The sequence below is a fragment of the Leptotrichia sp. oral taxon 417 genome (assembly GCF_013394865.1).
Lineage (GTDB): Bacteria > Fusobacteriota > Fusobacteriia > Fusobacteriales > Leptotrichiaceae > Leptotrichia > Leptotrichia wadei_A.
The window spans coordinates 1,632,680-1,647,205 of sequence record NZ_JABXYV010000001.1 but is presented as its reverse complement, the minus strand read 5'-3'; the positions used below and the strand labels follow the sequence as shown (position 1 = coordinate 1,647,205).

The following is a 14,526-nucleotide window of genomic DNA, read 5'->3' as shown; positions in this document are numbered from 1 at the left end:
TATTTTAACTTCAAAAGAATATGATAATATTTCTAAAACCAAAAATAATATAATTATAACTTTATTCATACTTGTCTTTTTCTGCATAAATCACTTTTCACAAAACTTCCTAACTAATTATCCCAAATATAAATTGCTCCATCCTTAAAATAAATCTTTTTCACTTCATCTTTCTTTATGCTAAAACTAAAATCAAACGGTTTATACTCCATTCCTTCATTATTTTCATAAAATCTTGTTATGACTATTTCATCGTCACTTTCAATAAAATTTTCTATCATTTTTTTTGAAATTACTTTATTTGTAATAATTTTAGGATTTTTACCATTTATCTGAAAGTTTTTTTCCGTATACACTTTTTTATTTTTTCCAATTGCCTTAAAATTTTCATATTCCAATTCTATTTTATCTTTGTCAGTGTCCAACAGTTTGGTACCCTTTAATTTTATTGTAATTGTACTAAAAGGCACTTTTTTATTTGAAAAATTATTAATTTTAGATTTTTTACCATTTTGTGCCAAAGCTGAAAACGAAACAACCCCAATAACTAACATTAACATTACTAATATTTTTTTCATTGCTCATTCCCTTCTTATTCAAAATACAGTATTTTTTCTTTTACATCTTTAAATACTACATTTGTTATTTCACAACTTCCCCATTCCAATCTTTTATTCCGCCAAAATCAATCACGTTTGTATAACCTTTTTCAATCAATTTTAATGCTGCTTCCCTGCTTCGTCTTCCGCTTCTGCAATAAACTAAAATTAAATCGTCTTTATTTTTCAATTTTGCTTCTGCCTCATTTTCAATAGTTTCCAATGGAACAGAAATCGCATTTGGAATATGCCCTTCGTTATATTCTTCCAAAGTTCTAACATCTACAACTATAACTTTTTGAGTTTCCATCATCTTTTTAGCTTCATCTGAAGTTACTTTTTTATACTCTGTTTTTTTTCTATTTTTTACTTCTTTTGACATTGTTAAACTTTGTTTTTCATTTCCTGTTTTACTACAAGAAAATCCAAATACAGAAAATAATCCAATCATTGTCAGCAACATTATTTTTCTTATTTTCATTTTATCTTCTCCATTTCACTATTCAAATTTTTTCTCAAATTCAATATCTTGATTTTCTTTTATAAAATTCTTATTCCTATCCAAAAGTCTTTTTCTAAATTTCAAAACCTTACTCTCATAATTTTCTACATTAGCAAGATACAGCAACAATTCTAAACTATCTGTATCCAGTTCAAAAAAACTTCCTCTTTTTCTTAAATTAACAAGTAGAGAATTGTTTTTTCCATCATAAAAAGTTAGATTTAATTTATCTTCACTATGCTTAACAATACTCCCTTTTGGAATAAAAAATTTATATTTCTCATTTTTTTCGTTATAATTGAATTCATAAAAATCTTCTTCTAAAATAAATTTTTCCAGTCTTGTTTTAAGTTCTCCTTCTATTCCCGAACAATGATTACAATTTTTTAATTGTCGTTCAAAAGATGACAAATCAATAGTTGAAGCACTAAAATAACTAAAGATATTTATAAAAATCAAAATTAGCAAAATTTTCTTTTTCATAATTCAATACTCCTTATCAAATTTCTGTTCTATTTCACAAAATCTCCCAAATTATATCTATAAATATTCTGAGTTCTTTCAGGTCCAACTGAAATCATTGAAACACGGCATTTCAATTTATTTTCGATATATTCAATATATTTTTTACAATTTTCTGGCAAATCTTCGTAATTTTTTATTTGAGTAATATCTTCGTTCCATCCGTCCAATTCTTCGTAAATTACTTTCAAGTCTTTAGATTTTCTCAAGTTTCCAGGATATGAATAACAAACTTTTCCATCAATTTCATAACCAACTGCAACTTTAATTTTTTCAAATCCAGTCAATACATCTAATTTTGTCAACACGATGTCTGTCAATCCGTCAATTAGAACCGCATATTTCCCGATTACTAAATCAAGCCATCCACATCTTCTAGGGCGCCCAGTTGTAGCACCAAATTCATGTCCAACTTTTCTCAAAGTTTCTCCATCTTCATTTTCCAATTCTGTAGGGAAAGGTCCTTCTCCGACTCTTGTTGTGTAGGCTTTCATAACTCCAAGCACTCTTGAGATTTTTGTCGGTGCAACCCCAGTTCCTACTGTTACTCCACCAGATGTTGGCGATGATGAAGTTACATAAGGATAAGTTCCATAATCAATATCAAGCATTAACGCTTGTGCCCCTTCAAAAAGTACAACTTTTCCTTCTTCAATCCCTTCATTAATTTCCACAACTGCATCAATAATTCTAAATTTAATCTTTTCAGCAAGTTTCATAAATTTATCATAAAGTTCTTCCAAATTGAAAGTTCCTTTACCGTATCTAACTAACATATCATTTTTTTCATTTACATTCCAAGTAAGTTTATCTCTAAATCTTTCTGGCTCCAATAAATCTCCAATTCTAATTCCATTTCTAGCAATTTTATCAATGTAGCAAGGTCCAATCCCTCTTTGAGTAGTACCAATCTTATTTTCACCCATCGCTTCTTCCTTCGCCTTGTCAATCTCAATATGATAAGGCATTATCACATGAGCTCTTTCATCAATAAATAAATTATCCAATTTTTTCCCTCTTTTTTCTAATTCATCTATTTCTTGCAGCAAAACTTCAATATCAACTACAACTCCAGCACCAATTATACATTTTCCAGCTGAATTAATAATCCCAGATGGCAATAAATGTAAAATAAATTTTTCATCATTTACAACAACTGTATGTCCTGCATTATTTCCTCCTTGAAATCTAACCACATAGTCTGCTTTTGGAGATAAGACATCGATTATTTTCCCTTTTCCTTCATCTCCCCATTGTGTCCCCACAATTACAAAAGTATTGTTTTCCATAATTCATTCCTCCCAAATTTTTAGAATAATTCTCTTACTTATTTTTGTTGAAATGTAAAAAATCAAAAAAAATTTATATGTTTTTATCTAAATCAAAATTTTTATCTTTTACTATTTATTTTACTATATTTATTAGTTTTTTTCAACACTGTCTTTTCTTTATTTTCAAAATAAGAAACTTTTTCTATCAAACTATTTTATTAGACCTGTTCAATATAACATAAGAACGTTTGAAATTTTAATATTTTTCCAAAAAAAATAGGCAGTCTTAGCCTATTTTCATGTTTTTTTATCTTTTAAAATTTATTATTTAACAGTTTTATTTTCAATCATTTTTTCAACTAAATTTCTAGCATGATCTCCGATTCTCGTAAAATGTGACACAACATCTATATAGTAAAGTCCAGATTTTACATCGCATTCCTGCTTGCTCACACGTTTTATATGGGCTTTTCTTACTTCTTTTTCTTTTGCATAAAGTTTATTATGTAAATCAACTACTGCAAAGGCTTTTTCTGTGTCATCATTTTTAAGTGCTTCTTCAGCTGTTTCTATTATTTCTTTTGAAATTAAAAATAATTTTTGCACTTCTTTATGAGCTGTTTCAGTAAATACCAATTTTTTCTTAATTTCATATCTGACATCTCTTACAATTCCAATCGCATGATCTCCAATACGTTCCACATCACGGCACATATCTAGATACATGCTGATTTCTTCCCCATCTTTTTCAGTTATATGTTCCTGTGATAATGTTGTCAAATATTTTGTAATTTCCTGATCAATATTATTTATTGCCTCTTCTGTTTTTTCCACCTTTTCAGCAACTTTTTCATTATGTTCATGGAAAAAATCAATTGATCTGCTAAGATTTTTTACTGCAATTGAAATCATTGATAACATTTCCTGTTTTACTTGTCCCAATGCAATCGCTGGTGTATGAATTAGCGCTGCATCCAAAAATCGTGGCTGATGTTCTACAACATCTTCATCTTTTTCTTTAATCAATCTTACGACAATATATTCTAGAAGACCAATAAATGGAAATAGTAAAATTGTTGTTATGATATTAAACGAACCGTGTGCGAATGCAATTGTAACTTTTGGATTCAAATGAAGAATTTGTGACATTTTTTCTACAAAAATTGAAAATGGCGATAACATAATCATAAAGAATATTGTTCCCATGACATTAAACATTGTGTGCGACAATGCAAGCCTTTTTGCTGAAGTATTGGCACCAATTGCTGCAAGTATAGCTGTTATTGTTGTTCCTATATTATCTCCGTAAAGTACAGGCAATGCAGCTTTTAATGTTATAAGATGTTCTTGATAGACATTTTGTAAAATACTGATTGTAGCACTTGAAGCTTGAACAAGCATTGTAATCATTGTTCCGATGAATACTCCCAAAACTGGGCTATGACTAAGCCTTACTGTCAATTCTGTAAATGCTGGCAAATGTTTAAGCGGTTCCATTGCTTTAGACATCAAAGTCAATGCAAAGAATATTCCTCCAAAACCAAATAAAATTCTCCCTAAATTATTTATAAAATTGTTTTTTACAAAAAACAGGCATGCTGCTCCTAAAAATAATATTGGCAATGCATATTCGGTAATGTTAAATCCAATAATAAACGTTGTGATTGTCGTACCAATATTGGCACCCATAATAATTCCAATAGCTTGCCGTAAATTTAAAAGTCCCGCCCCGACCAGTCCAATTGTAATAACTGATGTACCTGAACTCGACTGAATTAATGCTGTCACAAGTATTCCAACTAAAACTCCTAAAAACGGTGAAGTTGTATATTTGTCCAAAATATATCTAAGCCTATCTCCAGCTGCCATTTGCAGCCCATCTCCCATATATTTCATACAGAACAGAAACATTCCTAATCCACCTAAGAATCCAAATATCATCTGCTGATAATTAATCGCATTCATCAAATCAATCCTCTCTTCATTTTTAATTTTTTATTTTAGTTTAAAAAATTCTATCACGTTGTATTTATACCATATTTTTTTTCAATTTTCTACTTTTTTTTACTAGAATTTCAAATAAAAAATAGTATGTGATTCAAAATTTATAAAATTTATTTGGTAAATTCTATTAAATAACTTGATACTTTTCTACATACTTTAATTTATGATTTATCCAATATTCCAGCTGATTTTGAGCCTGATTTATTTTGAATTCAACATTATATTTTGCCATTTCAACAAACAAGGAATTATCTTTTTGATAAATTGACATATAATGTTTTCCTTTTTTATCTGCAACTTCAATTTTTTCATTTTCTATTGAAAAAGTATACTGAATACTGTTATAATCACGATTTGGACTCCATACAAGATTTCTATCATTATTTATTTTTATATAAAATGCTGAATTTGTCGGAATAAATGCTAAATTCAGCCAATTTAATCCTTTACTGTCAATCCCGCCAGAAATTCCTTTGTTTCCGTAAGCAGTTATTTTATATTCGCCTGCACCGACATTTTTTACGCCTGCAAATACCATTCCCATTGATTTCATTTCAGATTTTTCAGAATCTGTATTTTCTGTATAATTAGAAAAAAAATCATTTGGCGAATATTTTATAATTTTTGACTCATTCGTTGTTTTTCCCTTTTTATTTATTTTTATAATTTTAAAATCTTTTTTCAAAGTATCGGATAAAAATTCATAAACATTGATTGCCGCATATCTTGAAGGCATAAAAGCCAGATAATTTCCAACATTCAGCTGAACAGGATATTTATTTCCGTTTCCTGAAATTATCGCATAACTGATATAATCTGGATTATTTGACATTCTGGCTGAAAACTTTTCAAAATTATTAAAATTTTCCTTATTTCCAGCATTTAAAGCAAAACTAAATAAAAGCCCCATTAATATTATAAATTTTGATAATATGTTTTTTCTCATAAAAACCTCCTGAATAGAAATTTATTTATACTAAACCCCATTTAAAAATAGAAGCCATATTTCATTATTTGCTAATAAGGAATTATACAACTAGTTTTCTGTTTGAATGGCAAATAGCATAAATTCATTATTTAAAGAAAATAAATTAAGTAAAAATATAATTAGAAGCAGAAAAAAAGGAGCTAATTCAAAACTCAATTTGAAAAAACTCCTAAAAAATTTTCAATTATTTTTGATTTGCAATTATAGCAATTTCAACTCTTCTGTTTTGAGCTCTTCCAGCTAATGTTGCGTTACTTGCAACTGGTTGTTTACTTCCGTAACCACGTGAAGTTATTCTTGAAGTTGAAATCCCTTGTGATTCAAGGTAAGATGCTACTGAACTTGCACGATTTACAGAAAGTGGATTGTTGATTGCATCAGTTCCTGTCGTATCTGTATGTCCTGAAACTACAATTGTTGAATCAGGATAAGTATTTAATACAGTTGCTACTGAATCCAATGTCTTTCTAAATTGTGGTTTAACCACATAACTGTTTGTATCAAAAGTAATATTTTCAGGTGCTGTCAATTTAATTTCACCTTCACCTGTTCTTTTTACATCTACACCAGTTCCTTGTAATTTATCTTTTAACTCTTTTTCCTGTCTATCAAAAATGTTTCCAATAGCCGCACCAACTGCAGCTCCTCCAGCCGTACCAATCAATGTACCTTTTGTATCTTTCCCAATAACTTGCCCAATAGCAGCTCCCGCAGCCGCACCAATTCCAGCACCAATTCCAGTTTTACTAATTTTCTTAGTTCCATCAGCAGCAGTTGTACAAGAAACCAATGCCAATGCTGATAACATAGTAATTGCCAATACTTTTTTCATTTTGACTCCTCCTTAAAATTTACTCTTTTTAACTTTCAGTTGGATTATACAATATTTTTATATTATTTTAATTTTTTTTGGCTTTGAAAATGTTGTGTTTTAAAAATTTAAAGTATTTATTTCAATATATCAACTAATCTAGACTATAAAGATAAAATTTAAAGAGATTCCAAAAACTTTCTAAATAATTAAAGAGAACAATAAAAAAAGTGACTTTATATTATAAATTTTAGATTCGTTAAAGGGAAAAAATAAAAAATTAGGCTGTTCGGGTAAAATTAATAGTTGTCATTTTTTATATCATCTAGTAAGTCTTTGTGTTTTTTTAATAAATCTTTTAAAAGTAGTTGATTTATAATTTTATAAATTTTTTTTATATCTGAATTATATGATTTTTCTAACTTAGAATATTCTTTTAATATTTGTTTTATTTCAGTTATATCATCTTTTATTTCTTTTTGATTTTTCAAAATATCATTTAATTTTTGGGTTATTTTTTTACCTTCATTTTTTGAAAAAAATAAAAAATTTCCAATTAATTCTTTTCTGTTTTTCATTTATTTACCACCTAAATTTAAAATTTTTCCTAGTAAATTTATTTCATCCAATAAATTTTTATAATAATTTTTTAATTGTATTCTTTCATTATCATCTTTTTTCAAACTTGCTAATATTTTTTCTGTTTCATTTTTAGAAGTAATCAAAGTATTTTTTCTATTTGTCATATATTCTGAAAGTTTTTCAGAAATAAAATTTTGCTGTTCTTTTGTAAAGTCAGATAATTCACATAATAATGTATTATTTGCCTTTGTAACAGTATTTACTGCTAAATCTCTCAATTTATCATTTTTTTTATTTCCTTTATCAAGTTTAAGAATATCTAGCAATTTATTATTGTTTAATGAAAAAGTATTGGATATTTGTTTTGAGTATATCTTATCTAGGCTTTTATTTATATTTTTAGCATTATTTTTAAAGCTCTCGAAGACAAAATTATCAATTATCGGTGTATCAGATGCATTGTTAATTTCAGAAAGTTTTCCTTCTATTGTACGAAAATTATCTTTTATAATGTTTTGAGCTAATTTATCGTATTCTTCGGCTTCTCTACTATATCCCTTTATACATTTTTCTAAAAGTTCATTAACTTTTTTAGTTTCATCAACAGTTGCTGTGCTTGAATTGTAACTAGGGGTATCACCTAAACTGAAAATTTTTTCGGCTACCCAGGTAATTACCCTTGCTGGAGTAAATATCACACTTCCAATTGCTTTAAGAACTCCTCCAATTGCAGACCAAAATCCCATAATTTCTCCTCCTTATTTATCTATTTTAATTTTTTTGATACCTTTTTCTAATTCTTTAAAATTATTTTCAAGTTTTCCAAAATCTAAATTGAAGCTGTCTGTTGTTTCTTTTATTTTTTGTTCAAGGCTGGCATTTATTTTTTCAAGTTCTTCAATTTTACGTCTTTCTTCTTCCACTTTTTTATTCAGTTCTTCAGAAGTTCTTTCTAAGTCGTCTTTTTTCTCAGTTAAAATATTTTTGTAATTATTTCTAAAATTATTTATTTCTTCTACTAAAATTTTATATTGTTCAACAAAATCTGTAATCATTGAGTTATTAAAATCTTGAAGTAATTCCTTTTGTATAATTTTATTAACTTTTTCAATTTGTGAAAAGTTGATAATTCTTTTTTTCAATTCTGCCAGCATTTCTTCTGTATATTTATTTTCTGATATCAAATCAATAATTTTTCCTGCTTCATCAAAATTTATTAATTTTTCATGTGTCAATTTTAAAACAGTTTCACGATTAAAAATACTATTTAATCTTGATGCTTCTGAATAAGCAAAAGAACTTATACCCAACAAATGATTAATTGCTGTTGATGCATTTCCGTAGCATTCTTCCTTTTTTAGAATATCGAGCCACAATGCTCTTTGTTCTTGCCAATCTTCAGCAGAGTTCATTATATCAATCTGAGTTCCTAAAATATAAACTTTATCTTTTTTGTATCTTGCTTTTGAAAATACTTTTGTAATTGTTAAAAATTCTTCATTTCGTAATGTTTTTGCGTTTACACATACAATTACGGCATTCGCATTACTGATATAATCTCTTGTTATTTTTGAACGGTAATCTATGACATCATTTAATCCAGGGGTATCTACCAGACATATTTGAGTTGGCAACTTTAAATCGTCTATACCAATTTCAAGTTCTTTAACAAAATAATGTTCTTTAGATCTTGAAGAAGTCCAACGTGAAATTTCTTTTTTCATTTCTTCGATACTATCAAATTCTTGATATACATCTTTTTTATTAAGTAATAGGTTTTTAACTTCATCAGCATTTAACTGCTTATATCCTTCGATAAATGTTGTAGCTTTTTTTTCAGTAGCATCAGACCAAATTTTGTCCCAATCATTTTTAGTATAAAATTTTATTTTTAAGCAATTTTTTTCAGAATATTTAAACTTTGTTAATGTTGCAGTTTCTGGAGTTACGTTTGTGCTAGCAAGCTCATGCCCAATAAGAGCATTTATTAAAGTTGATTTTCCTGCTTTTATTGCTCCGACAATTGCTATTTGATAATTTGGATTTTTTATATTTTCAATATAATCGTTTATTCTCCGATTAATTGATTCAAAAAAATTAGATTCTTCTTTAAAAAATTCTTCTTTACTCAAATTATTAAGGACAATTTGTGCTAAAACAATATTTTTAGCATAGTCATTAAGTATGTCATTCCAATGTATTTGTACCAATTTGTCACTATTGTCTTTTATAAATTTTTCTAATTCCAATATTTATCACCCTTTCTTAGTAATCTATTATATTTCTTTATCTTTTATTATATCATAATTTTTTTACAAAGTCATATACAATATATATATATATATATATATATATATTATTAATATATTTTATAAATGATTAAAATTTAAAGTGACAAAAAAAGCGAACATTTCCATGCCGCTTTATAAATTTTCTATTCAAAATAAAACTAAATCGTTCTAGTCTTCCTCATCATATTCATAATAGTAATAATAATCTCCATCATCATCGTTGTCATCTTCATCATAATAGTCGTTATCATTATCTTCATCTTCATCTTTATCTTCATCTTCATCATAGTAATAATAGTCATCATCTTCATCGTCATAACTGTCATAGTAAGCATTAGCATAATTATTGTTGCTGTCGTAAATATTTTGAGAACTGATTCCTTTTATTTCATCTGAAATTTTATTATTGTATTTTGCTTCTCCAGCATTCGCACTTATTGATATTAATACTAATATTCCTAACATAAAAATTTTATTTTTCATTTTGTTGCTTTTCCCTTCTGAAAAAGATTATTAATCCATATTATCATATATTCTTGCAAATTCAAATAATCTGTCTTTTGTAAATTCTTGATAAGTCATTATTTCCACATTTCCAGCTGCTCTTCCACCCATCATAGAATTTCCATCTTCATCATTGTTTGAATTTTCTACTTTTCTTTTTCTTATTTTTAGCCATTGTCTTTGTTCATTTCTAAGTTTTATTTTTCTTTCTTCTGGTAATCTTTCCATAATTAAATTGTAAACTTTAGTAAGCTCATCATCTAATTTTTCGTTAAGAGCTTCATTTGCTTGAGTTTCTTCAACACTCCATCCATTTTCATCGCTTATTTTATCTCTTTTGGCTTCGTAGTTTGAAATTCTGTTTTCTAATTTTCCTTCATAATTTAAAATTTTTTTAGGTTTTGAAGGTATTTCTGCCTTTTTTTCTTTTTTTATTTCATTTGTCTTGATACTTACTAAATTTTGCTGCTCTTGCTGCCTTTTAGCCAATTCAGCATTTTGCTTTTCTAAATTTGCAATTTTCTTTTCCAATTCAGTATTTTTATTTTTACAGGCGACACTTCCAAATAATAGTAAAATAACACCTAGTTTAATAATTAGTTTTTTTATTCTCATAATTTTCTCCTTTTATAATAAATTTAGAAAACTTTGAATTATATTGAATTTTTTTTATTTCGTTATAAGTATACTATAACTTTTTTGAAAGTCAATAATCAATATTATAAAATCTAAAAATGCTTTAAAGATAAAATTAAAAAAATTAATTTGATTTTTGAGGAAATTGAATATATAATAAAAGCGGATAAATAATTGTAAAAGCAAAAATTAATAGAAATAAGAGTTTATACTAAAACTGCTTAGACTTAGAATTTAATAAAATAAATATCCTGAAATAAGGGATTTTAACTCCTTGTATAGTTAAAAGATTTAGGTTATTGAAAATATCTATTAAAAAAATTAGGAATTTTTGGCAAAATTGGAAAATGAAAAATTAATTGGATTTTACATGCTTTTACAAATGGCCAAAGAAGAATAAAGTTAGAGAAGAATAGGATTTGGGAGAATTTATGAAAATATATGTTGCTCCGATGGCGGGCGTTACTGATTATTCTTTTAGGAAGATACTTGAAAAGTTTGAGCCTGATTTTTTGTTTACTGAAATGGTAAATGCTAATTTATTGAATCGTGAAGATGAAATTACTGTAAATGAGCTTTTGAAATGTGATGATAAGGAAAAAACAGGGACTCAAATTTTTGGTGGGGATAAAAATGAGCTGGTTTCTGGAATTTTGAAATTGAAGGATTTTGGATTTAGAAAAATTAATATAAATATGGGGTGTCCGCAGCCTAAGATTATAAAAAATGGGGCAGGATCGGCACTTTTAGAGAATTTTGAAGTGGTTGAGAAGGTGCTTTTGGAAACTAAGGGCATCGAGGCTGATATTTCTTTAAAAATTCGTGTTGGATATAAGGATTTTCAAAATCCTGAGATTTTTCTGGAACTGGCAAATAAATATAATCTTGATTTTATCTGTGTTCATGGGCGGACTCAAAAACAGATGTATTCTGGAACTGCAAATTGGGAAATTGTTGAAAGATTAAGCAAGATGCCAAGAAATATAGAGTTTTTTGGAAATGGGGATTTATTTGAGCCTATTGAAATAAAGCAGAAAATATCTTCATGCAATCTTGACGGCATAATACTTTCACGTGGAATAATTGGAAATCCTTGGCTTATTTCACAAACAAGGGAGTTTTTAAAATTTGGAAAAATAAATACGATTCAAACTTTTGATGGAACAAAATTGCTTGTTTTAGAACATTTGGAAAATATTTGGAAAAATAAAGGAGAAATAAAAGCCGTGCTTGAAATAAATAAGTTTTTGCGACCATATTTTAAAAGATTTTGGGAGAAAAATTTGAATAAAAATAGTAAAATTGTTACGGTTGAGGATTTTTATGATGAAAATTTGAAAGGCAAAATTGATAAAATTATTTTGGAAAAAGAGATTTTAGAAAAAATAAAAATGATAATACAGCTGTAATTTTAAAAATACTGGATTAATTGTGTTCAATAATTACACAAACTTAGAATTTAATAAGATAAATATTTTGAAGTAAGGAATCTAGACTCCTTAAAGATAAAAAAATTTAGATTATTGAACATATCTTTTGATTTTATCGACTTTTACAAATATGCTTGAATCTGTTCAAATTAGCTATTAAGAATCATATAATTAGGGTTTTAGTAAACATAGCCACAACTTTTGAGTTCAATTTTAAATCAGTTTTGCTATAATTAAAAATAACTGGAGAAAGGGATAAAAATGACAAGAAATAATGAAAAAATTTCGTTACTGATAGAAAAATTGAAATCTATAAATGAGAATATTTTTTTTGATTTGTTGGTCGATAATTTTAATAATGAGCTGTTGGAAAAGAAATTTGGTAAACCGTTTAATAAGAATTCAATTTTTTTTGAGAGAGAAATTGATATTATTGGGAAAATTGATGAGTCAAATAAAGATTTTTTGAGAAAAATTGTAGAAACAAATAATTCTTATGTTGAAAAGAAATGTTTGAATTTTGTGAAAGAAGACTATTTGAGGGAATTTCAGAGGGATAAAATTTTAAGGGTAAACGGAAGAGGATTGAATCCAGAGCAAATGATAATGTATGTTTTAAGTACGAATAAACTGGTTGAATTTTTAGATTTTTTCAAGGAAGAATATTTTAAATATATTGAGAAATTGAAAGAGAATAAGCAGGAAATATTGGGGAAAGAGACATTTTTGAAAGAAGCTATGGAAGAACTGGAAAATGAGGATTTTGAGAAGGAATTTCAAGAGAGTATAAGTGCAAAATATATAAATGTTAAGAAGAGAAATTTGGAAAAATTATCACAAAAATATGGTTTGGAATTTGATGAAGAAAATAGAAAATTTAATGTTTCAGCAGAATTTATCAGCTTTTTTGATGAAAAAATGAAGGAATATTTTTTGATGAGAAAAAATTTTAAGAGAGGATTTGAGTTTTTTAATATAAATTCGTATAAGGTTAGTGAAAAAGAAAGGGATTTGGAAGAGATAATTACTGATATTGAGGGAATTGAGCAGGAAAATAAATTTTTAAATTCTATTTGTGATAAACTTGAAGAAGAAAATAAAAAGTTGAAGGAAGATTTGAGAAAGCACAGGAATAAAGAGGCTGAAAAGACTATTGAAAAACAGAAAAAAGAAATTGAAAAATTGAATATTCGGATAAAAAGTCTTGAAAAAGAAATTGAAAATATGGAACAGGATGAGAATATTGAAGTAGTTGAAAATGTGAATATAAAAGAGTTGTCAGAAGAAAAGACGATAGACTTGACGAATCAGAATGTAAAAGTAGTTGGTGGTAGATGGAGTCAAAAAGTTATTGAAAAAGCTGAAAAATATGCGAAGGAAAAAGGATTTAAGATAGAATTTATTCATGCTACAGCCGTATTTAGAAACTCGGATAAATTAAAAAATTCAGATATCGTAATATTTGATACATCTTACAACTCTCATTCGGCATATTACAAGCTAAAAAGCTGTGGATTGAAAATATACAGGATTTCAACTTCAAATTTGGATAGAATTAAAAATCTTTCTAAATAATTTTTTTGTAATTTTATGTTTTACAGGAAAATAGTGCTATATTTATTGGAATTTTTAAATTTTTACAAATACTTGTTCGATAATCATAGAAATTTAGAATTTAATAAAATAAATATCTTAAAGCAAAGGGTCTTGAATCCTTGTAAAGATAAAAAAGTCTTAGGTTATTGAAAATATCTAATGACTAAAAAAAATGAAGAAAAGGAGAAAATAAAATGATTTTTACAAATATAAATGACAAATTGCAAAACAGCAGCCTGACAAAGGATATTCAATTTTGTATTGATTATGCTGGAAAAAATAGGGAGAAGATCTTGTCGCTGGAAAATGGAAGCTATGATGTTGATTATAATGGAATTAAGATGAATGTAGGGAAATATTTTACGAAGAAGGAGAATGATAAATTTTGGGAAAGCCATAAGAGATATTTGGATGTGCAAATTATGATTGATGGAAGTGAAAGGGTTGCATTTAACGATATTCATAATATGAAGGAAAAAAGTTTTGACCCTGAAAGAGATTTGGTTATTTTAGAAGGGAATAAATTGTTTGATATTATTATTGAAAATGGAGATGTGCTTGTGTTTTTTCCAAATGATGTGCATAAACCTGAACTTGATATTCTGGATTCTGAAAATGAAGAAGAATGTGAAAATAAAAAGAAAATTGTTACAAAAGTTGTCTTTAAAATTAAAATATAATTTTAGAAAATTATAAAAGTAAAAGATATAAAGACTATCTATAATCACAAGAGGTCAAAATCCCTTGTTAGAGAGTAGATTAAGATTAAGAAATTGAACTATTAAAAATT

At 27.0% G+C, this 14,526-nt stretch carries 15 protein-coding genes; 3 read left to right on the top strand and 12 right to left on the bottom strand.

Going from position 1 to position 14,526, the window contains the following annotated elements:
• Window positions 1-113: 113 nt before the first annotated feature.
• The 12 genes from HW276_RS07565 to HW276_RS07510 all read right to left on the bottom strand — a co-directional run bounded on the left by HW276_RS07565 (window position 114) and on the right by HW276_RS07510 (window position 10,689).
• Window positions 114-578, bottom strand: a complete 465-nt coding sequence (locus HW276_RS07565) for a hypothetical protein (RefSeq protein WP_178938023.1) — start codon at window positions 576-578, stop codon at window positions 114-116.
• A 64-nt stretch (window positions 579-642) separates the two neighbouring features.
• Window positions 643-1,080 (bottom strand): rhodanese-like domain-containing protein, encoded by a 438-nt coding sequence (locus tag HW276_RS07560; RefSeq protein ID WP_178938022.1) that lies wholly within the window; start codon window positions 1,078-1,080, stop codon window positions 643-645.
• A gap of 18 nt (window positions 1,081-1,098) precedes the next feature.
• The gene (locus HW276_RS07555) at window positions 1,099-1,584 is read right to left on the bottom strand and encodes a hypothetical protein (RefSeq protein WP_178938021.1); all 486 of its coding nucleotides are present in this window, start codon (window positions 1,582-1,584) and stop codon (window positions 1,099-1,101) included.
• A 29-nt stretch (window positions 1,585-1,613) separates the two neighbouring features.
• Window positions 1,614-2,912 (bottom strand): adenylosuccinate synthase, encoded by a 1,299-nt coding sequence (locus HW276_RS07550; protein WP_178938020.1) that lies wholly within the window; start codon window positions 2,910-2,912, stop codon window positions 1,614-1,616.
• A gap of 306 nt (window positions 2,913-3,218) precedes the next feature.
• On the bottom strand, window positions 3,219-4,859 hold the full coding sequence (locus HW276_RS07545) for a Na/Pi cotransporter family protein (RefSeq protein WP_147003979.1): 1,641 nt from the start codon (window positions 4,857-4,859) through the stop codon (window positions 3,219-3,221).
• 166 nt (window positions 4,860-5,025) lie between these two features.
• Window positions 5,026-5,844: an oligoendopeptidase gene (locus HW276_RS07540; protein WP_178938019.1), complete on the bottom strand. Its 819-nt coding sequence runs from the start codon at window positions 5,842-5,844 to the stop codon at window positions 5,026-5,028.
• A 226-nt stretch (window positions 5,845-6,070) separates the two neighbouring features.
• A complete protein-coding gene (locus HW276_RS07535) occupies window positions 6,071-6,718 on the bottom strand; it encodes an OmpA family protein (RefSeq protein WP_178938018.1) in 648 nt (215 codons plus the stop codon).
• Between the two features lie 278 nt (window positions 6,719-6,996).
• Complete coding sequence (locus HW276_RS07530; protein WP_178938017.1) at window positions 6,997-7,275, bottom strand: hypothetical protein; 279 nt, start codon at window positions 7,273-7,275, stop codon at window positions 6,997-6,999.
• Window positions 7,276-8,025, bottom strand: coding sequence for a hypothetical protein (locus tag HW276_RS07525; protein ID WP_178938016.1), 750 nt, complete (start codon window positions 8,023-8,025; stop codon window positions 7,276-7,278). It lies immediately after the preceding gene.
• Window positions 8,026-8,037: 12 nt separating this feature from the next.
• The gene (locus HW276_RS07520; protein ID WP_178938015.1) at window positions 8,038-9,528 is read right to left on the bottom strand and encodes a dynamin family protein; all 1,491 of its coding nucleotides are present in this window, start codon (window positions 9,526-9,528) and stop codon (window positions 8,038-8,040) included.
• Window positions 9,529-9,738: 210 nt separating this feature from the next.
• A complete protein-coding gene (locus HW276_RS07515) occupies window positions 9,739-10,053 on the bottom strand; it encodes a hypothetical protein (protein ID WP_178938014.1) in 315 nt (104 codons plus the stop codon).
• A 30-nt stretch (window positions 10,054-10,083) separates the two neighbouring features.
• Complete coding sequence (locus tag HW276_RS07510) at window positions 10,084-10,689, bottom strand: lysozyme inhibitor LprI family protein (protein WP_178938013.1); 606 nt, start codon at window positions 10,687-10,689, stop codon at window positions 10,084-10,086.
• 452 nt (window positions 10,690-11,141) lie between these two features.
• Between HW276_RS07510 and HW276_RS07505 the strand changes: the two genes are divergently transcribed.
• From HW276_RS07505 to HW276_RS07495, 3 genes are all read left to right on the top strand, one after another.
• Complete coding sequence (locus tag HW276_RS07505) at window positions 11,142-12,119, top strand: tRNA-dihydrouridine synthase (RefSeq protein WP_178938012.1); 978 nt, start codon at window positions 11,142-11,144, stop codon at window positions 12,117-12,119.
• Between the two features lie 282 nt (window positions 12,120-12,401).
• Window positions 12,402-13,715 (top strand): hypothetical protein, encoded by a 1,314-nt coding sequence (locus HW276_RS07500; RefSeq protein WP_178938011.1) that lies wholly within the window; start codon window positions 12,402-12,404, stop codon window positions 13,713-13,715.
• 215 nt (window positions 13,716-13,930) lie between these two features.
• Window positions 13,931-14,416 carry a YhcH/YjgK/YiaL family protein gene (locus HW276_RS07495; RefSeq protein WP_178938010.1) on the top strand — a complete coding sequence of 162 codons (486 nt, stop codon included), beginning with the start codon at window positions 13,931-13,933 and terminating at the stop codon, window positions 14,414-14,416.
• Window positions 14,417-14,526: the final 110 nt, after the last annotated feature.

Excerpts from the sequence above, each read along its gene's own strand:
- HW276_RS07565 (WP_178938023.1), bottom strand. The coding sequence starts at position 578 with ATGAAAAAAATATTAGTAATGTTAATGTTAGTTATTGGGGTTGTTTCG.
- HW276_RS07560 (WP_178938022.1), bottom strand. The coding sequence starts at position 1,080 with ATGAAAATAAGAAAAATAATGTTGCTGACAATGATTGGATTATTTTCT.
- HW276_RS07555 (WP_178938021.1), bottom strand. The coding sequence starts at position 1,584 with ATGAAAAAGAAAATTTTGCTAATTTTGATTTTTATAAATATCTTTAGT.
- HW276_RS07550 (WP_178938020.1), bottom strand. The coding sequence starts at position 2,912 with ATGGAAAACAATACTTTTGTAATTGTGGGGACACAATGGGGAGATGAA.
- HW276_RS07545 (WP_147003979.1), bottom strand. The coding sequence starts at position 4,859 with ATGAATGCGATTAATTATCAGCAGATGATATTTGGATTCTTAGGTGGA.
- HW276_RS07540 (WP_178938019.1), bottom strand. The coding sequence starts at position 5,844 with ATGAGAAAAAACATATTATCAAAATTTATAATATTAATGGGGCTTTTA.
- HW276_RS07535 (WP_178938018.1), bottom strand. The coding sequence starts at position 6,718 with ATGAAAAAAGTATTGGCAATTACTATGTTATCAGCATTGGCATTGGTT.
- HW276_RS07530 (WP_178938017.1), bottom strand. The coding sequence starts at position 7,275 with ATGAAAAACAGAAAAGAATTAATTGGAAATTTTTTATTTTTTTCAAAA.
- HW276_RS07525 (WP_178938016.1), bottom strand. The coding sequence starts at position 8,025 with ATGGGATTTTGGTCTGCAATTGGAGGAGTTCTTAAAGCAATTGGAAGT.
- HW276_RS07515 (WP_178938014.1), bottom strand. The coding sequence starts at position 10,053 with ATGAAAAATAAAATTTTTATGTTAGGAATATTAGTATTAATATCAATA.
- HW276_RS07510 (WP_178938013.1), bottom strand. The coding sequence starts at position 10,689 with ATGAGAATAAAAAAACTAATTATTAAACTAGGTGTTATTTTACTATTA.
- HW276_RS07505 (WP_178938012.1), top strand. The coding sequence starts at position 11,142 with ATGAAAATATATGTTGCTCCGATGGCGGGCGTTACTGATTATTCTTTT.
- HW276_RS07500 (WP_178938011.1), top strand. The coding sequence starts at position 12,402 with ATGACAAGAAATAATGAAAAAATTTCGTTACTGATAGAAAAATTGAAA.
- HW276_RS07495 (WP_178938010.1), top strand. The coding sequence starts at position 13,931 with ATGATTTTTACAAATATAAATGACAAATTGCAAAACAGCAGCCTGACA.